General features: G+C 43.7%; 25 protein-coding genes and 1 other annotated feature. All 25 genes read left to right on the top strand.

Features of this window, described 5'->3' with window-relative positions; genetic code table 11:
- Window positions 1-7 precede the first annotated feature (7 nt).
- Entirely contained in the window at window positions 8-973 is a 966-nt protein-coding gene (pilM, locus tag DYE48_RS04435; protein ID WP_115822573.1) for a type IV pilus biogenesis protein PilM, read from the top strand.
- A 20-nt stretch (window positions 974-993) separates the two neighbouring features.
- Window positions 994-1572, top strand: coding sequence for a hypothetical protein (locus DYE48_RS04430; protein ID WP_115822572.1), 579 nt, complete (start codon window positions 994-996; stop codon window positions 1570-1572).
- On the top strand, window positions 1569-2435 hold the full coding sequence (locus tag DYE48_RS04425) for a hypothetical protein (RefSeq protein WP_115822571.1): 867 nt from the start codon (window positions 1569-1571) through the stop codon (window positions 2433-2435). The genes DYE48_RS04430 and DYE48_RS04425 overlap by 4 nt, the downstream gene beginning before the upstream one ends.
- A gap of 94 nt (window positions 2436-2529) precedes the next feature.
- Complete coding sequence (locus tag DYE48_RS04420; protein WP_115822570.1) at window positions 2530-3342, top strand: SPOR domain-containing protein; 813 nt, start codon at window positions 2530-2532, stop codon at window positions 3340-3342.
- 163 nt (window positions 3343-3505) lie between these two features.
- Window positions 3506-4072, top strand: a complete 567-nt coding sequence (locus DYE48_RS04415) for a Maf family protein (protein ID WP_115822569.1) — start codon at window positions 3506-3508, stop codon at window positions 4070-4072.
- A gap of 60 nt (window positions 4073-4132) precedes the next feature.
- Window positions 4133-4804 carry a RadC family protein gene (gene radC / locus DYE48_RS04410; RefSeq protein ID WP_143015261.1) on the top strand — a complete coding sequence of 224 codons (672 nt, stop codon included), beginning with the start codon at window positions 4133-4135 and terminating at the stop codon, window positions 4802-4804.
- Between the two features lie 162 nt (window positions 4805-4966).
- A complete protein-coding gene (locus DYE48_RS04405; protein ID WP_115822568.1) occupies window positions 4967-6007 on the top strand; it encodes a rod shape-determining protein in 1041 nt (346 codons plus the stop codon).
- Between the two features lie 41 nt (window positions 6008-6048).
- Window positions 6049-6900: a rod shape-determining protein MreC gene (mreC, locus tag DYE48_RS04400; RefSeq protein ID WP_341865607.1), complete on the top strand. Its 852-nt coding sequence runs from the start codon at window positions 6049-6051 to the stop codon at window positions 6898-6900.
- The gene (gene mreD, locus DYE48_RS04395; RefSeq protein WP_115822566.1) at window positions 6897-7424 is read left to right on the top strand and encodes a rod shape-determining protein MreD; all 528 of its coding nucleotides are present in this window, start codon (window positions 6897-6899) and stop codon (window positions 7422-7424) included. Before mreC ends, mreD begins: the two co-directional genes overlap by 4 nt.
- Before the next feature lie 38 nt (window positions 7425-7462).
- Window positions 7463-8149 (top strand): septum site-determining protein MinC, encoded by a 687-nt coding sequence (minC, locus tag DYE48_RS04390; RefSeq protein ID WP_115822565.1) that lies wholly within the window; start codon window positions 7463-7465, stop codon window positions 8147-8149.
- Window positions 8142-8939 (top strand): septum site-determining protein MinD, encoded by a 798-nt coding sequence (gene minD / locus DYE48_RS04385; RefSeq protein WP_089652661.1) that lies wholly within the window; start codon window positions 8142-8144, stop codon window positions 8937-8939. Before minC ends, minD begins: the two co-directional genes overlap by 8 nt.
- Before the next feature lie 108 nt (window positions 8940-9047).
- On the top strand, window positions 9048-9815 hold the full coding sequence (locus tag DYE48_RS04380) for a M23 family metallopeptidase (protein WP_089652660.1): 768 nt from the start codon (window positions 9048-9050) through the stop codon (window positions 9813-9815).
- Window positions 9802-10659 carry a site-2 protease family protein gene (locus DYE48_RS04375; protein WP_115822564.1) on the top strand — a complete coding sequence of 286 codons (858 nt, stop codon included), beginning with the start codon at window positions 9802-9804 and terminating at the stop codon, window positions 10657-10659. Before DYE48_RS04380 ends, DYE48_RS04375 begins: the two co-directional genes overlap by 14 nt.
- A gap of 11 nt (window positions 10660-10670) precedes the next feature.
- Window positions 10671-12098: a ribonuclease E/G gene (locus DYE48_RS04370; RefSeq protein WP_167449442.1), complete on the top strand. Its 1428-nt coding sequence runs from the start codon at window positions 10671-10673 to the stop codon at window positions 12096-12098.
- 36 nt (window positions 12099-12134) lie between these two features.
- Window positions 12135-12207: a sequence feature (ribosomal protein L21 leader region), on the top strand.
- A gap of 13 nt (window positions 12208-12220) precedes the next feature.
- On the top strand, window positions 12221-12529 hold the full coding sequence (rplU, locus tag DYE48_RS04365) for a 50S ribosomal protein L21 (RefSeq protein ID WP_089652657.1): 309 nt from the start codon (window positions 12221-12223) through the stop codon (window positions 12527-12529).
- Between the two features lie 12 nt (window positions 12530-12541).
- Window positions 12542-12871, top strand: coding sequence for a ribosomal-processing cysteine protease Prp (locus tag DYE48_RS04360; RefSeq protein WP_089652656.1), 330 nt, complete (start codon window positions 12542-12544; stop codon window positions 12869-12871).
- A 14-nt stretch (window positions 12872-12885) separates the two neighbouring features.
- Entirely contained in the window at window positions 12886-13176 is a 291-nt protein-coding gene (gene rpmA / locus DYE48_RS04355; RefSeq protein ID WP_035509352.1) for a 50S ribosomal protein L27, read from the top strand.
- A gap of 305 nt (window positions 13177-13481) precedes the next feature.
- Window positions 13482-13997, top strand: a complete 516-nt coding sequence (locus DYE48_RS04350; RefSeq protein ID WP_115822562.1) for a Spo0B domain-containing protein — start codon at window positions 13482-13484, stop codon at window positions 13995-13997.
- A 14-nt stretch (window positions 13998-14011) separates the two neighbouring features.
- Window positions 14012-15295: a GTPase ObgE gene (obgE, locus tag DYE48_RS04345; RefSeq protein ID WP_115822561.1), complete on the top strand. Its 1284-nt coding sequence runs from the start codon at window positions 14012-14014 to the stop codon at window positions 15293-15295.
- Window positions 15296-15310: 15 nt separating this feature from the next.
- Window positions 15311-15760 carry an ACT domain-containing protein gene (locus DYE48_RS04340; RefSeq protein ID WP_115822560.1) on the top strand — a complete coding sequence of 150 codons (450 nt, stop codon included), beginning with the start codon at window positions 15311-15313 and terminating at the stop codon, window positions 15758-15760.
- A gap of 14 nt (window positions 15761-15774) precedes the next feature.
- Window positions 15775-16641 carry a prephenate dehydratase gene (gene pheA, locus DYE48_RS04335; RefSeq protein WP_115822559.1) on the top strand — a complete coding sequence of 289 codons (867 nt, stop codon included), beginning with the start codon at window positions 15775-15777 and terminating at the stop codon, window positions 16639-16641.
- Between the two features lie 177 nt (window positions 16642-16818).
- Window positions 16819-17886 (top strand): SafA/ExsA family spore coat assembly protein, encoded by a 1068-nt coding sequence (gene safA, locus DYE48_RS21530; protein ID WP_115822558.1) that lies wholly within the window; start codon window positions 16819-16821, stop codon window positions 17884-17886.
- Complete coding sequence (locus tag DYE48_RS04325; protein WP_115822557.1) at window positions 17876-18835, top strand: aminoglycoside phosphotransferase family protein; 960 nt, start codon at window positions 17876-17878, stop codon at window positions 18833-18835. Before safA ends, DYE48_RS04325 begins: the two co-directional genes overlap by 11 nt.
- A gap of 35 nt (window positions 18836-18870) precedes the next feature.
- A complete protein-coding gene (gene nadE, locus DYE48_RS04320; RefSeq protein ID WP_115822556.1) occupies window positions 18871-19608 on the top strand; it encodes an NAD(+) synthase in 738 nt (245 codons plus the stop codon).
- 70 nt (window positions 19609-19678) lie between these two features.
- Window positions 19679-20230 (top strand): YhcN/YlaJ family sporulation lipoprotein, encoded by a 552-nt coding sequence (locus DYE48_RS04315; RefSeq protein WP_115822555.1) that lies wholly within the window; start codon window positions 19679-19681, stop codon window positions 20228-20230.
- Window positions 20231-20416 lie beyond the last annotated feature (186 nt).

Here is a 20416-nt window from a genome sequence, read left to right as displayed (position 1 = left end):
GAGACTTATGTTTCGTTTTTTTAAATCAAGCGGTCGGGTGAACTTCGTAATAAAGAACCACTGTATTCGATACGTGTTTTCAAAGTCTGAGAATGCATGGGAAATCGATGACACCGGCGAAATTGTTCTCCCTCCTCATGTTATGGAGGACGGGAAAATCAAAGACTCCAGGGAGCTTACCAGAATCGTTGAAAACTTCATTGAAAATAAAGGCTGGAGTAATAAAGCCCTTTATTTTACCGTACCGGATCACTCGGTTGTCGTTCGCCCTTATGAAGTACCAGCTCATTTAAAAAATGAGGAGATTAAAGGATATCTATATATGCAATTGGGCGAAACGCTGCACCTGCCTTTTGATGATCCTGCTTTTGATTTCAGTGTTATGAGTGAGAGTGAAGAAAAGAAAAAACTGCTTCTTTTTGCTTTTCCGGAAGAACAAATCCGCATGTTAGACCAGGTTTTCGGTGATGCCAAGCTGAAAACCAAAGCGGCAGATATTAGTGCTCTTTCTATTTATCGTCTATACGAATATTTGGATTTGACTTCAGATGGAGAACACCTTTTATTAATCGACTGGAACTTGGATGGCTGTGTGTTGACGGTCTTTAGTGAACATGTACCGGCATTTATCAACCACACAAGAAGTCCGCTTTCTATGACATTGTGGAAAAGGGAAAATGGCCGCTACACATGGCATGGAGACGAAGGAGAACCAGCCGAATTCACCTATGATCAGGTAAACGAAGTGGAAAGAATTATGGATTTTTATAGATTTTCGGTGATGAACGGAAAAGCCTCTGTCTCGAAGGTTCTTCTTACTGGAGATTGGCCGGAGAATAACCTGGTTAAGGGGTTACTTGAGGAAAAGGGTGTACAGGTAAATACTTTGGAGGAAACAGATGTTTTCGTAGAAACAGACCAACCTTCCAGCGTGGAATGCATGGATGCGATTGGATTGTCCATCAAGCCATAAAGGATGTAGGGGATGAGAGAATGGGAGTAGAAATAAATTTACTAGAACAAAAAGAAAAGAGAAATATTCTGCCGTACTTAGTTGTTGCTTTCTTTGCTCTCCTTTTATTGGTCTTGTCAATCGTGTTCAATGCTCAAAAGTCTAACCTGGTCGAAGAATCATCTCGCTTGGATGAGCAAATCTCACAGGTACAGGTTGAGCAGGAAAGCTTTGCAACCACATCTGGGGAAGAAGGTACCGAGAGAGAACAGTTGAAAAATTCCCTTGAGCAGCTCAGAGGTACGGTTGTCCCTACCATTCCTGTGGTGGAGGGGCTTGTTTCCTTGCTGCCAGACCGTGGTTTTTTTGAATCATTTGCTTTAACAGGCACTTCTGAAATAACAGTGAATGTTAGGTTTGATACGATCCAGGAAGCAGCGAAATACACGAATACCCTTCTTCAACAATCGTTTATCTCTGATGTTGAATTAGCTGGTGTAGACACAGATGTAGTGGACGATACAGAGGATTTGTATGATTATCAACCTCGTTACATTGCGAGTTATTATATCGTTCTCGAAGAATCCACGCTCGCTACTGAGGGGGTGTTTACCCAATGAAAATCGAATGGAGTCGTTCGAGTTTATGGGTCATCATTGCTGGAGTTGTCCTTATCCTAGCGTTTTACCTACTAGGTCAAAGAGTCATTCTTGCCCCCTACCAGGAAGAGGTAGAGGAAAAGGAAGCCACTTTAACCCAAGAACAAAAGATTCTTTCCGCTATAGAGAACAATCAGCAAGGGAATGAAAGAGAACAAATCCTCACTTCCCGTACCATCCAGCAGCAGTTGCCGGTGATTCCTCTCATTGATCAACTGTTGATTGGCCTTGACCGGGCAGAGAATGCCTCCACGAGTCTGATCAACAGTATTGCTATTTCTGATTCAGAGTCATCCGTACCTATTATAGAACCAGAAAATGAGTTAGAGGAAAATGGTGTAAATAACGAAGATGAAGAGAATATAGATGAAGATGTAGTTGATGAGCCAGTACAAGATGAGGCAGAGCAACTGATTGAAGGACTGCATACTCTGCAGTTCACGGTCGATGTAACTTCTGAGAACTATGAAGAGATGGTCTCATTCATGAAAGAGATTCAATCGCTCTCCCGTGTGATTCAAATCGAGTCCATTCAGTTTGATGCACCTGAGAGCGAAAATGAACTCGGCTATTCCATCGTCATGAATAGCTATTATCAGCCGATATATGCCAGCCTCGCAAATGAAGCGCCACAATACCATTATGGTGGAAGTCCGAACAAAGCGGATCCTTTTACTATCGAACAATGGGATGATCCGAATCCATCTGTATCTACTAGTACAGAGGAAAAAGATGATGAAGAGTCTTTGGATGAGGAAGATCAGGACCGTGTAGAAGAAGACGAGGAAGAATCCTCTGATACTGAACCTGAAAGTCAATTGTAAGCCGAAATTGTCGAAGGGCTGATGACAAATTTCAGCGTGGTTTTCAAGACTGCTGTGATAGGGTTGGAACAAACCTTGCAGGAGTGATCAAACCATGGATTCTAAAAATAAGATCTCCATCTCTTTTCGGAATGAACATCAGCAGGAAACGAAAAATGAAGTTGTTCGTACACAAAAGGAACAAGCCGCTGCAGTAGAAGAAGATAAGGAAGACGAACGTCCGGCCACCCGGGTGTACCACATTCCTTTTAAAAAGAAACGCTTTTCTTCAACACCCGTCAGACCGTTAATTACAACCGCTCTGACTGCCCTTTTTGTGAGTCTTGGCCTTGGTTTCTTACTGCTTCGTATGTTTGTATCATTAACGGATTCATCCACGACAGGAACGGAAACCGTGCCAGCGTCTGGGGAGACGAACACAGACACCGAGGTGGTCGCTTCCGAAGAGGAGCCGATGTCTGAGCTTCCGAGTGGTCCTGCACAGACGTTTGATACGTACATCGTTCAAGCAGGGGCCTTTTCAACGGAAGGAAAAGCGAATGAATGGCAGAGCAAACTTACAGCTCTTCTTATACCCTCAATCGTCTGGCAAAGGGATGGTCAATATTACTTGTTTGTTGGGAGTGCACCGAATAAACAGGAAGCGGATCAGATTGCAGATCGTCTTGCGGGAAAGAGCATTGAAACTTATGTGAAGCCATTTGTTGTAACGATTGAAAAAGAAATCCCACAAGAACTGGTTACTCCGATTGAAACACATGAAATGAAAGATTTGTCTGAGAATGAACGAAAGAAACTCTTGGATGAAGTCGGAGAGAATACATCCCTTGGACAAGCCTTGAATAAATGGGAATCCCAGGATGATACAAATATCAATTGGTTAAAAGTTGCTCAATCATTAGAATAAGGAAAACATCACGTGATATTCTATGAAAAAGAGAGTTTTCTTAATGGAAAGCTCTTTTTTTATTTCTTTTTCTTGTGGAAGATAATTTTTTCTATGATCTTCGGTTTCATGGAAATCTTGTAGTATAGAAAGAGCCCCATGTTTAGAAAGGATGATGTTTGGAATGAAGCGCTTAGTTTTAGGATCACAGTCTCCAAGAAGGAAGGAACTGCTCGAGCTTGCAGGCTATGAGTTTGAGGTCCGTCCTTCCAACGCTGATGAGGTGATTGAGGAAGGGTTGTCCCCCGAAGAGGCCGTCCTTCATTTAGCAAGGGTGAAGGCTGAAAACGTAAAGGTTGATGAGAATGAGGTGCTCCTCACTTCGGATACTGTCGTTGTTTCCAATGGTGAAATCCTGGGGAAACCGAAGGATGATCAAGAAGCAAGGAAGTTTCTAAGAACGTTAAGTGATACGACACACGAGGTTTATACAGGGGTATGTTTAAAGACAAATCAAACAGTGGATACGTTTGATGTTAAGACAGAAGTGACATTTTTCAGGTTGTCAGAAGATGAGATCGATGCTTACATCAGGACAGGAGAGGCTTGGGATAAGGCTGGAGGATATGGCATCCAAGGCAAAGGGTCCTTGTTCGTTGAAAAGATTCATGGAGACTATTATAGTGTCGTCGGTCTGCCACTGTCACGGGTCGCACGTGAACTTAAGAAGTTAGGCATCTTCTCCGAGTGATTTCTTCTTGCATGGGGACTTAGAAGGAAAGGATGCGAATCATTGACCCAAACGAGTGTAATGATCAAAGATGTTCCGAGGCAAGACCGGCCGAGGGAGCGGCTGATTGAACTCGGAGCTTCCCATTTATCGAATCAAGAATTGTTTGCCATCCTGTTAGGAAGTGGAACGAAACGTGAGTCCGTAATGGAGCTTTCCAACCGGCTCCTTGTTCATTTTGAAGGAATCATGCTTCTTAAAGATGCAACGATTGAAGAGCTGACAGCTATTCGAGGGATTGGATCAGCAAAAGCTGTCTTGCTCCTGGCAGCGATTGAATTAGGGAAACGAATGCAAAAAATGAAACCTGTGGAACGTTACATGATCAGAAGTCCGGAAGACGGGGCGGACTTTATTATGGAAGAAATGAGAGATTTAAAGCAGGAACACTTCATCTGTTTGTTTTTGAACACGAAAAACCAGGTCCTCCATAGACAAACCATCTTTATCGGCAGCTTGAATGCTTCGATTGTCCATCCAAGAGAGGTGTTTAAAGAAGCGGTGAAAAGGTCTGCCGCCTCCATCATTTGTGCCCACAACCATCCTTCCGGTGACCCAACTCCATCTCAAGAAGATATCCAAGTGACACGCAGGTTGAAAGAATGCGGAAAGATGATTGGCATAGAATTGCTGGATCATCTTGTCATTGGTGATCGTAAATTCATTAGTCTTAAAGAAAAAGGCTATTTGTAACACTATCTATTTTTGTGGATTTTTCGTATAATTGAATAGATGAAAAAGAAAAAGCGCCATTTATAGGACTTCCTTATAAATAGGCGCTTCTTCTAATCATGATTCTATATAGATGCCTAACCCCCGTTGATAGGAAAGCGGGTTTTAGAAAGGAAGATATTATTGGGGATTTTTGGATTCTCTCAAGATTTAGGAATTGATTTGGGCACTGCAAATACACTTGTCTTTTTGAAAGGTAAAGGAGTCATTGTTCGAGAGCCTTCGGTTGTTGCCAAAAATACACAAACCGGTGACATTGAAGCTGTCGGAAATGATGCGCGGAACATGATCGGGCGAACGCCAGGTTACATAAATGTTATCCGACCGATGAAGGATGGCGTGATTGCCGATTATGATACGACTGCTCAAATGATGAAATATTATATAAAAAAGGCGTTAAAAACGCGTTCCTCTTTTGCAAGTAAACCAAATGTCATGGTTTGTGTACCCTCTGGCATTACGATGGTTGAAGAGCGTGCGGTCATTGATGCAACAAAACAGGCGGGAGCCAAAGAAGCTTATCCGATTGCGGAACCATTTGCGGCTGCCATCGGTGCAGGCCTTCCAGTATGGGAACCAACCGGAAGCATGGTCGTTGATATTGGTGGGGGCACGACAGAAGTTGCCATCATCTCTCTTGGTGGAATCGTTACAAGCCAGTCTATCCGCATAGCAGGAGACGAGATGGATGACAATATCATTCAGCATGTACGCAAAAAGTACAACTTGATGATTGGTGAACGTACGGCTGAAGAAGTGAAGATGGAATTGGGTGGAGCAGGAAACGTCTCTGAAGTTGACGAAATGGATATTAGGGGACGGGATTTGCTCAGCGGTCTGCCGAAAACCATTACGATTCAAAGCGACGAAATTGTAAGTGCTATGAAAGATACGATTGATTCAATTATAGAAACGGTCAAAAATACATTAGAAAAAACACCTCCAGAACTAGCGGCGGATATCATGGAGCGCGGGATTGTCCTTACCGGGGGAGGCGCCTTGCTAAGGAACATCGATACAGTCATCAGTGAAGAAACGAACATGCCCGTATTTATTGCCGACAACCCCCTGGATTGTGTCGCGGTTGGAACAGGGAAGTCCTTGGAGTATATCCATCATTTCCGTTCTCAACCGAATGTAGCAAGCCGGGCGAAAATGGAGTAGTTTAGCTCGTTATGCCTTCGTTATTTCGTAGAAAAAGACTGATGATTGTATTAGTAGGATTTATCGTACTCGTAGCATTAATCGGCTTTTCAATCCGTGACCGTGATTCGTTAAGCACACCCGAGAAGTTTCTCCAGGATTCGGTCGGTTGGATGCAAACCATCTTCCATAAACCGGTCAGTCTTGTGGACAATACCATTGAAAATATTCAAGATATGTTTGGTGTTTATGAACAGAACGAAGTATTGAAAGCGAGGCTCTCTGAATACAAGGGGGTCATACAGGAAAATCAAAGACTTCGTAGTGAAATTGGTGAGCTTCAGCAAACTTTGGATAAGTCAGATAGTTTAAGTGATTATTCCCCTGTGCAGGCAACGGTCATTGCAAGAAGTTCAGACCGTTGGTTTGAGCAGATGACCATCAATAAAGGGGAAGAGCACGGCGTTGAAAAAGATATGGCCGTCATGACAAGTGACGGTCTAATCGGGAAAATTAAGTCTGTTGGTGCTTTTCATTCCACGGTTCAATTATTAAGTGGGTTTGATCGTTCGAATAAAATTTCTGCCTGGGTCGTTCGGGAGGATCAGGATGAAGCCTTCGGTCTGATTGAAGGCTATGATGATGAAACCGGACGCCTATTACTAGAAGAAATCAAATTGGATGAAGAGCTTAAGCCGGGAGACACTGTGATCTCATCTGGGTTGGGAGGGGTTTTCCCGAGCAACTTGAGAATCGGAACGGTTGAAGAAGTCGTCAATGATCAGTTTGGGCTGACACAAACCGCCTATGTAGAACCGTTTGCTGATTTGTTTGATATCAATCATGTGATGGTTGTCGATCGTACAGCTGAAACGGTGGATACGGAAGCTGAACAGGAGGAAGAAGCATCATGAGTCGATACTTCATTGCGCTCTTATGTTTGTTTTTCTTGATCATGCAGGGAATGGCCATGAGTATGCTGCCGGCTAATCTTGTGTACTCTGATTTGCTTATGACCCCCCATTGGATATTGATATTCCTTTTGATCATTGCCATTTTCTATGACAAGGACGATACGTACAATGCTGTCTGGTATGGTCTTGCTTTCGGCTTATTGATTGATGTGATCTACACAGGCGTGCTTGGGGTATATATGATTACATACACCCTGATCATATATACGGTGCATGGTTTAAACAAATGGCTGCATGCCAATTTTTTTGCGGCATCCTTATTGGCGGTCGTCGGTGTGGCTTTAGCTGATACGATGCTGTATATCATTTATTCATTCGTACAAATTACATCCATGACTTGGGGAGAATACTCTCTATTGAGATTGCTGCCCACCCTGGCAGCGAATATGATTTTCTTCATCATTCTATATCCACTCGTGAAGGAAAAAGTCTATGCCTGGGGAGAAGAAGTGAGCAATATCTAATCTGGTGGAAATGTTTGAGGTTTGAGGTGAAAGAGCCTATGGCTGCTAATGTGCAAAAGGTGATGATTAAAGGTACGAGGGACGGTCTGACATTGCATTTGGACGATCAATGTTCCTTCTCATCCCTTTTAAAAGAATTACAAAACCAATTGTCAATGAACGGATTGACAGACGAACATCCGATGATCCGTGTGACGATTAAGCTTGGCAACAGGTATTTGAATGAAGAACAAAAAGAAAAGCTCACAGAAGTTGTCCGGGAAAAACAGAAGCTCGTCGTTGAAAAAATCGAGTCGGATGTTTTGACGAAAAAGGAAGCTCTTGAGTGGAAAGAGAATACGGAAATCACCCCTTTAGCTAAAACCGTCCGTTCTGGGCAGTTAGTTGAAGTCAAGGGGGATCTGCTTTTGATTGGTGATGTGAACCCTGGTGGACAAATCAAAGCCACAGGCAACATTTTTGTCATGGGAAGTTTGCGCGGGATTGCGCATGCAGGATTCGAAGGGGATACGAATGCAGTGATTGCATCCTCCTACATGCAGCCGAGCCAGCTTAGAATTGCCGATCAGTTAAGCCGCTCTCCAGACTATGAATCGGAGGGTGTGTATATGGAATGTGGGTTCATTGATGAGTCCATAGAAAAAATTCGTATTGATCGAATACAAGAAGTTGTAAAAAAGAGACCGGATCTGGTTAGTTTTGAAAGGAGAATGATCAATGGGTGAAGCGATAGTCATTACCTCTGGAAAGGGAGGGGTCGGAAAGACGACAACTACTGCGAACCTGGGGACCGCTTTGGCCTTGCAGAAGAAAAAGGTGTGTCTCGTTGATACTGATATCGGTCTCAGAAATTTGGATGTCGTGATGGGGCTTGAAAACCGCATCATCTATGACATTGTCGATGTCGTAAACGAGCGTTGCAAAACGAAACAGGCCTTAATTACGGATAAGCGTTTTGACTGCCTGCATTTGCTTCCGGCGGCCCAGACATCGGATAAATCTGAAGTGACCCCGGAAGCGGTCAAAGCCATTGTTCAGGAACTGAAGCAAGAGTATGATTATATCGTCATCGATTGCCCGGCAGGGATTGAACAAGGGTACAAAAATGCGGTTGCAGGTGCGGACAAGGCGATTGTCGTCACAACCCCTGAGAAATCAAGCGTCCGTGATGCAGACCGGATTATTGGTCTGTTGGAGCAGGAAGAGATGGAATCTCCGAAACTGGTGATCAACCGTATCCGGAATCATATGATGAAAAACGGAGACATGTTGGATGTTGATGAAATCGTCAATGTCCTGTCTATTGATCTATTGGGCATCGTCATTGATGATGATGCGGTCATCAAAGCATCCAATAGTGGGGAGCCTGTGGCCATGAAGCCGAATTCAAAAGCTTCTCTCGCTTATAGAAACATTGCAAGAAGAATTCTCGGGGAAACGGTACCTCTTATGAAACTCGATGAAGAGCGGGGCGTTCTCGCAAAAGTGAAGAAATTCTTCGGTATGCGCACATAACGATCGTTTCACCTGTCACAGTCTGTGGCAGGTTTTTTTATTTTGAATTAATAAACCACCTTCTTGTCCCATAGACTGATAGAAAAAGACGTAGAGAGGGGTTTGGTTGTGAAGAAGAACATTCGTGATGTGCGCAAGAATATAGCCGATCGTAAAAAGAGAAAAATGCATCGTAAAGGGACAAGCCCGCCTGGAGTTTTCTCTCCACCCCAAGATGAAGAGATGCATGGCTACCCCCCGCTTGTAAATGACTATGGTCATAAACCAGTAAAGAAGGAAGAGCCTTCAAGTGCTACGAGTCGCTTAGGCATGCAAGTGTTGTTCGCTGTTTTATTGTTTGCCGTTGTAGCATTAGGAAAAAATACAGACCTGGCTATTGTTAAAGTACCCGGCGATTGGGCGGTCAGCCAAATGCAGGAAGAATTCCCTTTTGCCACAGTAACCGCGTGGTACAGCGACCGTTTTGGAGATCCCCTGCAGGTGATCCAGCCCGAAGATGAAACGGGGCAGGAAGCTCTCGCGATGCCTGTGAATGGAACCGTGACAACTTCATTTCAAAATGATGGCAAGGGAATTATTTTAACGACGGAAAATGGCTCTCAAGTAAAAGCAGTCCGGGAAGGAACTGTCATTTTTGCAGGCAATGACTCGGAGTCAGGGAAGACTGTTGTCTTACAGCATGAAGATGGAACGAAAACCACGTACGGATATTTATCATCCATCGATGTCCATTTATATGAACATGTCCAATCGCAAAAGGATTTGGGATCCGTGAAAGCAGAAGAGGGGCAGGCAGCGGAATTTTTCTTCGCCATTGAAAAAGACAATACATTTCTAGACCCAGTACAGGTGATTAAAGTGAATGAAGGTCCTTAAATTTCACGACTATATCCATATTCATCCCCTCTTCTTTTTGCTCGCTCTTTCTGCACTGTTAACTGGGGCGATCTATGAATTTATCGTATTGTTTTCTATTGTGTTTGTTCATGAACTGGGCCATTTCCTTATGGCCAAACGGTTTGAATGGCGTGTGGAAAAAATGGAAATCTGGCTGTTCGGCGGGGCTGTCGTGAGCGAAGAACACAACACAAGGCCCTTCCGAGAGCAGATGATGGTGGTCATGGCTGGTCCTTTTCAGCATCTGTGGATCTTTGTCCTACTCATGACTATTCAATCCATAATAGGCGTTCACCCTTTATTAGATGCCGCCTTCTTTTATAATGGGGTTATTTTTCTTTTTAATATGCTCCCGGTTTGGCCGTTAGATGGGGGTAAATTGCTCTTTTATTTATTGAATCGTTTCTTTGCATTCAGGATGAGTTTGGCTGTAGCTCTTAGTCTATCGCTCCTATTCATGGCAATCGCTGGATGCTGGATGTTCACGGGAGGGCGCTGGACGTTAGCTGCCATCCTTTTGACCGCCTTTTTAATCATTGAAAACATCCTCGAATGGAAACGGAAGTCTTACACAATGATGCGCTATCTTCTTTATTGCACGTATCAAGACAGGGAAACATTGAAAACCAAGTATGTAAACGTTCATAAGGAAACGCTTGTCCGTGATGTGCTGAAGAACATCCATTCCAATCGGCGCCACAAGTATGTATTGAAACATACGAATCCTTTCTATATAGTAGATGAACAAGAGTGTCTCCGGGCTTTTTTTGAACAAAAGAAGCCTCATTTAAGAGTACGGGACATTGCTGAAACCGCTATATAATGAGGGATGACATGAGAAAAATAGTATTACATACAAAGGCAGCTGAAAAATCGGGAGTGGTCATTGAAAATGGGGAAATCCATGAATATGTTATCGACCGGCCCGGTGCTGAAAAGCTTACGGGCTCTATTTTTTTAGGGAAAGTAGAGCGGGTGGATCAAGGTTTGGACGCAGCCTTTATTGACATCGGACAGGAGCGCTCAGGTTTTCTACGAAAGGAAATGGTTCCCTGGTGTGAAGGGAAATTGACTACAGCATTGAATATAGGGCAGAGGGTTATTGTACAAGCGATTAAGGAACCTGTGGGAAATAAAGGTGCTCCATTGACCGCTAACGTGACTTTACCTGGGTTGTTTACTGTCTATCAGCCTTTTGCTCAAGGGAAACTATCTTTTTCGCGAAAGCTGGAGGTCGAGAAAAAAGCTGAGCTGGAATCGTGGTTGGAGCAGGAATTCGAAAGTTCTGAAGGCTGTATCATACGGACGGCAGCTGGAGACGTCGCTCCCGACACCGTTAGAGAAGAGTTGAGAGGGCTTCGGGATGAGTGGAAAACGATGGAACAGAAAGAAATCAATCAACCTTGCTGCTTATGGAGTGAACCGAGCATTCCAGATACATTCATTCGCAAATTTCCAGCGACTACAATTCAAGAAGTGCTCATCGATGATGCGAACACGTCTAAGCGTTTAAAAGAAAAGTTTCCTTCTTTAGGAAAACGCATCCGTTGGGAAAGGGATGTGGAAGGAAAACTGCCTGTTTCCTTTTCCCGTCTTCAGGAGCAAATCATCCAGCCTCTTGTTGAGATGAATAATGGTGTGAGCTTAGTCATTGAAGAAACGGAAGCGATGACAGTGATCGATGTTAACAGTCATAAAGTCAAAGAGCGGTCATTTTCAAACTCCCAGGCCCTTGATGTCAATATGCTAGCTGCAAAAGAAATTCAAAAGCAGATTCGTTTAAGAAATTTATCTGGCATTATTCTAATTGATTTCATTTCAATGAAAAATGAGAACAAAGAGAAGCAGCTCGTCTCAGAAATGAGGAAGCTGGTGAAAGAGGATCCTACGAAGACAAACGTGTTCGGCATGACTAGGTTAGGGCTTTTAGAACTGACGAGGAAAAGGGAAAGTGCCAGCCTCCCTTCTTTATTAACCAACCCTAAGGAAGTGAATTTTACGGATGAGACGGCTGTTTATCGTTTAGAGAGAGAGCTTCTTCAAAGGAGAGAAGCGGAGGCCCTGATTATTGCTGTGCACCCGGCGTTTATGGATTGCAAAAAACGATTGCTTTCTGAGCCGATTTCTAGTAAAATTCCACAGGAGCTGTTTGTTAGGCAGGATGCTGACATCTCTGGCTATCAAATAGAGCTTGAAGGGTCTTTAGACATGATCCGGGAAGCTGTTCAGCGTCGCGGATATCATGTTGACAACTTGTTTTGATCTGTGGTAACATTGTTTTGTTATTCTAGTAGCACTCCGTTGCTACAACCGCGCAGAACAGGTTTTAAAACCGATTTCCGGTACCTGAATGGCGAGTCTGAGTATATTGAGGAGGTGCAAGTATGTACGCAATTATTGAAACTGGTGGTAAGCAGGTAAAAGTAGAAAAAGGCCAGGAGATCTATGTTGAAAAAATGGACGTAGAAGCTGGTGAGTCTATCACTTTTGACAAAGTTCTTTTCGTAGGTGGAGATAACACGAAAGTTGGTGCTCCATTCGTTGATGGTGCTTCTGTAACAGCTAAAGTTGAAAAACAAGGCCTTCAGAAGAAATTGACTGTCTTCAAATACAAGCCTAAAAAGAACTACAAGCGCAAACAAGGTCATCGTCAGCCATACACGAAACTTGTCGTTGAAGAAATCAACGCGTAAGGTTCGTATCGGATGATACAAGTATCGATGTTTCGCTCACAAGGAGAAATTACAGGTTTTGAAATATCCGGACATGCGGAGAGTGGCCCTTATGGTCATGACCTCGTCTGCGCAGCCGTATCGGCTGTTTCGTTCGGTGCTGTCAATGCTGTTATCAGTCTTTGTGGATTCGAACCTGATGTCGAACAAGGTGGTGAAGGTGGTTATTTGAAAATCACTCTTCCTGAAAATTTGGATGAATTCATTCATGCAAAAGCTCAAACCTTATTGGAAGGCATGCAGGTGTCCTTGGAAACGATTGAACAAGAATACGATCAATATATGAAAATATCCCAACGATAAGGAGGTGAAGACTCATGCTACGTCTTGATTTGCAGTTTTTCGCCCAGAAGAAGGGTGTAGGTAGTACAAAAAACGGTCGTGACTCTGAGTCCAAACGTCTTGGAGCTAAACGTGCAGACGGACAACAAGCAACTGCTGGTTCCATCCTTTACCGTCAACGCGGTACAAAGGTGTACCCTGGTGCGAACGTTGGCCGTGGTGGAGACGACACATTGTTCGCGAAAGTGGACGGTGTTGTTAAATTCGAACGTTACGGACGTAACCGTAAAAAAGTCAGCGTTTATCCTGTAGCACAGGAAGCGTAAGCGAATAGTCCATCAGCAAAAAAGCCGCGCTTTGCTTTTCGCATAAGCGCGGCTTTTTTATATCCTCAACTTCATTATTTCTATGTAGCAAGTTTGTAAAAGAAATATTTCACTAGTTGTTGTGAGGTAAGAGGTTCCATAGATCCCATCTAACTCATGCATAATCAAGGGATTCACGTCTTTCCCATTCACCTACCCGAAAGTAACGGAACATGCAAATTGATCCTTATACGTTTAGGTTTTTTGTTTCCTTGAATTTTTGCTATACTTTTTATTATTATGGGTTGAACGAGGGAGCTGAAAGGATGGAAGAAAAAGAAATCATTGCGCTGCTCAGGCATAAGCGTCATGACTGGATGAATCAAATTCAATTGCTTCAAGGATACGCTACCCTTGGAAAGCAAGATCGCTTGCTGTTACAAATGGAAGAAATAAAAGAAGAGGCAGAAGAAGAAAGGAAATTATTGAACAGTGATGCTCTACAATTTCCTTTGTGGCTGCTATCTTTTAATTGGGTACATAAGACCTACCGACTGCGGTATTTCATAAGGGGAGAAGTTGATTTATCCCGTCATGATCATACATTGTTGGCTTATGGGAAACGGATGATTGAAATCATGGATGGACATATTGGAAATGAAGAACTTTATGAAGGTACATGTACCATCTATGTAGGTGGTCAGGATACGCTTGGGTTGAGCTGGGAATGGGAAGGTCTATTTCATGAGCCGGAACGTTTGAAGGAGAGGCTCAGTGAAGAAGGATTTATTTCAACGATTTTTGACAGTAAAGAACTTTCTATTGAAATGACAATAGAATGAAGAGGTGAATAGACATGTTTGTCGATCAGGTGAAAGTATTTGTAAAAGGTGGAGACGGTGGGAATGGTCTTGTGGCTTACCGTCGTGAAAAATTTGTACCAAGAGGTGGACCTGCTGGTGGTGACGGTGGAAATGGCGGAGATGTCATTTTCGAAGTCGATGAAGGTCTCAACACATTGATGGACTTCAGGTATCAACACCACTTTAAAGCGGCTAAAGGTGAAAATGGAATGAACCAGAAGCAGCATGGAAAAAACGCTGATCCACTGGTTATCAGTGTTCCTCCTGGGACGACAGTGAAAGAAGCGGGAACAGATAAAGTTATCGCTGATTTGACGGACCATAAACAAAGAGCAGTCATTGCTAAAGGTGGTCGTGGAGGACGTGGAAATGCTCGTTTCGCTACGGCTAGAAATCCCGCTCCTGAAATTGCTGAAAATGGGGAACCAGGGGAAGAACTTGACGTTGTGGTTGAGTTAAAACTGTTGGCAGATGTCGGATTAGTCGGTTTTCCAAGTGTCGGTAAATCGACATTCTTATCGGTCGTAACCGCTGCAAAACCGAAAATCGCGGATTATCACTTCACCACTCTTTCTCCAAACCTTGGAGTGGTAGAAAGTCAGGACCATCGTAGTTTCGTAATGGCCGACCTTCCCGGGCTTATCGAAGGAGCACATGAAGGAGTCGGTCTCGGACATCAATTCTTACGACATGTCGAGCGGACGCGTTTGCTGCTTCATGTCATTGATATGTCTGGAATGGAAGGCCGCGATCCATATGAGGATTATATAACGATTAATAATGAATTATCATCGTATGATCAACGGTTAGAAAGTCGTCCTCAAATCATTGTAGCGAATAAAATGGATATTCCTGATTCAAAAGAAAATTTAGAACGGTTCAAGGAGCAGCTTGGCAATGATGACATTCCAATCTATTCAATCTCTACAGTAACACGGGACGGGCTGGATGAATTGTTGTATGCCGTAGCAGACAAATTGGATCAAATTCCGAAGCAGGAAGAACAGGTAGAAGAAGTGGATGAGCGAGTCATTTACAAATTTGAAAAAGAAGAAGCGCCATTTAAGATTACTCGTGATGACGACGGTGCCTACGTCTTATATGGGGAGAAGATTGAATCACTGTTCAAAAGAACAGACTTCTCCCATGACCAATCCATCAACCGTTTCGCCCGTCAGATGCGGAGTATGGGTGTGGATGAAGCGCTCAGAAAACGCGGAGCGAAAGATGGCGACACGGTTAGATTGATGGATTATGAATTTGAGTTTGTCGATTAAAGGGGAGGATTTTTCATGGCGGATTATAATGAAAAATTTTATTTAGTCCGTAGCGACATTCTTCCTGAAGCTATGATGAAGACCATCGAGGCGAAAGAATTATTGGAGCGGGGGAAAGTGGAGTCCATTTTTGAGGCTGTCCAGCAAGTGGGCTTATCCCGCAGTGCTTTTTATAAATATAGAGATGCTGTTTTTCCTTTTCAGGCGATGGTCAAAGAGCAAATGATTACATTGTTCTTCCACCTTGAAGACCGAAAAGGAACGTTGTCGAATTTGTTATTGACGGTTGCTCAATCGGGTTGTAATGTTTTGACCATTCATCAGACAATTCCTCTTCAGGGTAAAGCGAATGTGACGCTCTCTTTGAATACTTCCGGAATGGAAGACAGCATAGAAAAATTGTTGCAGCAACTGCACAAGTTAGATTTTGTAGATCGTGTAGAGATCTTAAGTACGGGAGCTTAATTGGAGGGGAAATCATGACGGAACAACGGATTGGATATTTAGGACCAAAGGGTACGTTTACAAAAATGGCAGTGGATGCTTTGTTTGAAGGTGGAGAGTTCGTCGGATACGAGAATATTCCTGCCTGTCTGGATGCCGTGGAGGCAGGGGAAACCAGTACGGCCGTTGTCCCGATTGAAAATGCGATCGAAGGTTCTGTGCACTTGACGGTCGATTATCTCGTCCATCACGTTAACCAATCGATTATTGCAGAGCTTACGGTTCCAATCAAACAACACCTCCTCGTCCATCCGGATCATGAAGGGGAAATTAAAAAAGTTTATTCTCACAGCCATGCCATTGCTCAGTGTCACCAGTATTTGCACACCCAGTATCCAAATGCTGAAGTTGAATACACAGCTTCGACAGGGAAAGCGGCTGAAGTTGTAGCAAGTGAAGGTCCAGGTGTCGCTGCGATTGCCAACCATTTAGCGGCAGAGCAAAACGGGTTAAGATTTATGGATACGGATATCCATGATTATGATAATAACCATACGCGGTTTGCGGTCGTCCAGAAGGTCCCGACCACTTTGAAAGTGAAAGATCATCCTGTAACGAAGCACAAAACGACGGTTATGGTTACATTGCCAAAGGATTATGTCGGAGCCTTGCATCAAGTGCTCGCAGCCTTTGCATGGAGAAAAATGAACTTATCGAAAATTGAATCAAGGCCGCTGAAGACCGGTCTTGGTAACTACTTTTTCTTGATAGATGTCGATCAACCATACGATCACGTGCTTTTTCCTGGCGTGCAGGCAGAACTTGAAGCGTTGGGCTGTCAGCTGAAGGTGCTCGGAACGTATCCGAGTTACCAGGTTGATGTCCCGAGTCCTGTGAAATAAGCTTAACCCTCATAACCCCAGAATCCCTTTGTTAATAGGGATTCTGGGGTTTGTTTATATTTTTTATCAAATTATTATAGGCTTTTTCATCAATGTTTTGGCTTGTGTTGCATAGAGTGTTATGAAGCTATTATTGCCTTATTGTTTTTACAGAATTACAGGAAGGGAGTTGCAGATGTGAGAATTCACATTGTACAAAAAGGAGATACACTCTGGAACATTGCCAAGAAATATGGGGTCGACTTTGAACAGTTGAAATCCATGAATACCCAGCTTTCCAATCCTGATATGATTATGCCGGGTATGAAAATCAAAGTCCCTCAAGGTACAAAGCAAGTGAAAAAAGAGGCTCCTAAGAAAGAGGCCCCTAAACAACAAGCACCAGCACCAAAGAAGGAAATGCCTTCTCAACCACCATATAAAGATACAACACCAAAGCCGATTCCGAAGATTAAAGAAGATGAGAAGAAGCCAGTAGCTAAAGGTGTTATGGAAAAACCGATGAAGCCGATGCAGCCTATCAATATGAATATGCCGATTACCATGCCGAGTATTGATCAGCAGATGCAAAATTATTATACAACTTTCCACCTTCCCCAAATGCCGATGCCACAGCCTAAAGAAGAATCGCCTAAAGAGGCTCTGAAAGAAGAAATAAAAGGTGAAAAGATGGAAGAAGTGAAGGGGATGAAATCTCCGGAACAAGCTTCTATGCCCGAGCAGCCTTATTATCAACCCATGCAGCCAATGCAGCAGCCAATGCAGCAACCAATGCAACCGCAGGCGATGCAGCAACCAATGCAACCACAGTTGGTTCATACAGACTTTTATTGCTGCCCACCTTATCCTGTTATGATGCCGATGCACATGCCTATGCACCCACAGCCGATGCCGATGCAGCAGCCCATGATGGGGGATGAATCAAGCGATGATATGGTCCAAGGCGTGCAAGCAGGTGGGGACTGTGGATGCGGAGGAGGACAGGGACCGCAACCATATGGACCGATGATGGGACCATGGGGTCAGCCTACTTATGGTGCTCAGCAGCCATGGGAGCAAGCACCATATGGGGGCATGCAGCATCCGATGGGTTATGGACAACAGCAGCCTCCCCACATGGGTTGGGGTCAGCCACAGCAAGGTTGGGGTCAACCGAACCCACAACAAATGGGACAGTGGGATCCCCAGCAGATGGGCCAAGGATATCAGCAGCCTTGGAGGGAAGATGATGTAGATGAAAGCTGAACATCGAATGGGCGATTCATACACGGATCGCCTTTTTCAATGGATGCAAACGGAGGAAAAGCTTCCGATTGAATATGAACAGACCATCAAACCGAAGGTATATAAAGTAAAGTATGAAGGGCTGCCTTTTATTTTGAAGGGATATCGCAGATTTCATGTGATTGAAAAACAAGTAGAGTTTTTCGATCACTGGAATTATGCCTATAAAATAGCTGCAAGGCCGTATCCTTTCTATGATCGAGTATTTACCATCAGCAAACTTGGTTGTGACTGGGCATTATTTGAACGCGTGGAAGGAAGGCATGCAGACTTCAGCCGGCATAAGGATCGAAAACAAGCGGTCCGGATCCTCCATCATTTTCACCGAACCACCAAAGGAATTGGAGTTTTGTCGATTCCGAAGGATCCCTTATATGTAAAATGGGAAAGGCGTTTAGAACAATTTGAAGAAACGAAAGATTTATTCACGGAGTTACGGAAGCGGGAAATGTTTCAGGAACTGCATGCTTGCATGAGCAAGCGCCTGGAGGATTTTACGGATCATCCCTGGGGAGAAGTTGAGGAGAGGGCCTGGGACCGTCATGAATGGCTCCATGGAGATGTGGCTCATCATAATTTCATTGTCGATGCTGATAAGAATATTAAAATGATTGATTTTGACCTTTTGCATACAGGACCCCGTTTATATGATCACATTCAACTAGCTCAGCGTTTTTTACCATATGTGGAGCTTAGAAAATCTACATTGCTGCCGTATTTTCCTCACGTTACTGACAAAGAGATCTGGTGGAAAGGCATCCTCGTCCCCGCTGACCTTTTGAGGGAGTGGCTATATGGATACCGGTTAAGTTTAAGGGAAGAAGCATCAGTGACCAGGCACATGAGAAAATTAGAAAAGGCATGGGAGAACCGGAAGAAGTTTGTCCGATATGCTGAGCATATGCTATGATTAGGTATCATATGTGTGAAAGGATGAACAATCCGGTGAAACAAAAAGTTGAAAAAATCGTGTCGTGGCTTCAGGAACAAGTAAAAGAAGCAAAAGTGGAAGGGTTGGTCGTGGGAGTCAGTGGTGGAATCGATTCCGCTGTCGTTGCCAATCTAATTAAAAAAGCATTCCCTGACAGATCCCTGGGAGTCATTATGCCTTGTAAAAGTCAGTCCGATGATCAAATCCATGCGAAAAGTGTTGTGGAAGCATGCGAATTGCCTGTTATGACGGTTGATTTGACAGAAACACATAACGTCATGTTTTCAACGATCAAGCAGCAATTGAACGATGCTGGCTCTTTGAATGAAGAACAAGAAAAGTTAGCCGATGCTAATTTAAGAGCCCGGTTACGAATGAGTACTCTGTATACAATAGCCACCAACCATAAATACTTAGTTGTCGGTACAGATAATGCAGCAGAATGGTATACAGGTTACTTCACGAAGTTCGGAGATGGAGGCGTTGATCTCGTCCCACTCGCAAACCTGACTAAAGGTGAAGTTCGAGAAATGGCTGAATATTTAGGTGTGCCTGATGAAGTCATCCATAAACAACCAAGTGCAGGATTGTGGGAAGGGCAGACAGATGAGAACGAAATGGGCACGAGTTATGATATGATTGATCGTCACTTGAAGGGTGAAGAGATTCCTGAAGAAGATCGTAACATCATTGAAGCGATGCATAAGCGTTCCGCTCACAAACGTCAGCTACCTCCTGCACCTCCGAAGTAAACTTGGCGAATATTGACAGACTAAAACATTCTTCTTGGACCCATAGTAAGGGTAAAAGGAGAATGTTTTTATGTGGAAAATTGTTAGTATTCTTATGTTGACCTCGTTGTTTATGTTTGCGTGTCAGTCGGAAGAAACCGCTGAACCGAAGGAAGAAGAATCATCCCCTTATCAACCCCTTGGTTACGATCAAGATGGGGCGATAGAACGCCGGGGGCAAATTCCTACAGGAAAAGACAGTTACTTTAAACGAACAGCAGAGGAAGAGTTCAGAAATGCGAAGTTTGGCGAAACGAATCGCTCACACGATAATGATTTCAATAATGAAGATGCCATGGCTGTCGTGGAAAAAGTGAATGAATTGAAGGAAATCACCATGACTCAAGCTTATTCGACTGATGATAAAGTGTATGTAGCTGTCATGATTAACCCGTATGATATGAGAGATGAGACGATACCGGATAAAATAGAAGCCAAGGTAAAGCAAGTGACAGATAAAGACTTGATCGTCTACACGAACAATAGCAGCTGGGACCAAATGAAAAACTTCAATTCACGCCAGGATACATCCGAAGCTCCTAAGAAGATCAGAGAACGCATGGGCAATTTCTTCAATCAATAAGCTTTCTTTGTCTGTAAAGAGTGAAGTGGATGATTAGTTAGTAAAGTATATGGCAGGATTGTGGAAGACTCGATTTCGAGATGTTTCCGGGGGTCGTTGCCTGTTTGAGAGTAAGGGGTGGTTGGGAAGCTACTCGTCTAGCTCCATCGCCCAGACACTCGCGTCATAAGTAGGACAGCAAAGGAA

This window comes from Halobacillus trueperi, assembly GCF_003386945.1.
Classification (GTDB): Bacteria; Bacillota; Bacilli; order Bacillales; family Halobacillaceae; genus Halobacillus; species Halobacillus aidingensis.
The sequence above is the reverse complement of the archived record's forward strand: the minus strand, read 5'-3'. Positions and strand labels throughout refer to the sequence as shown.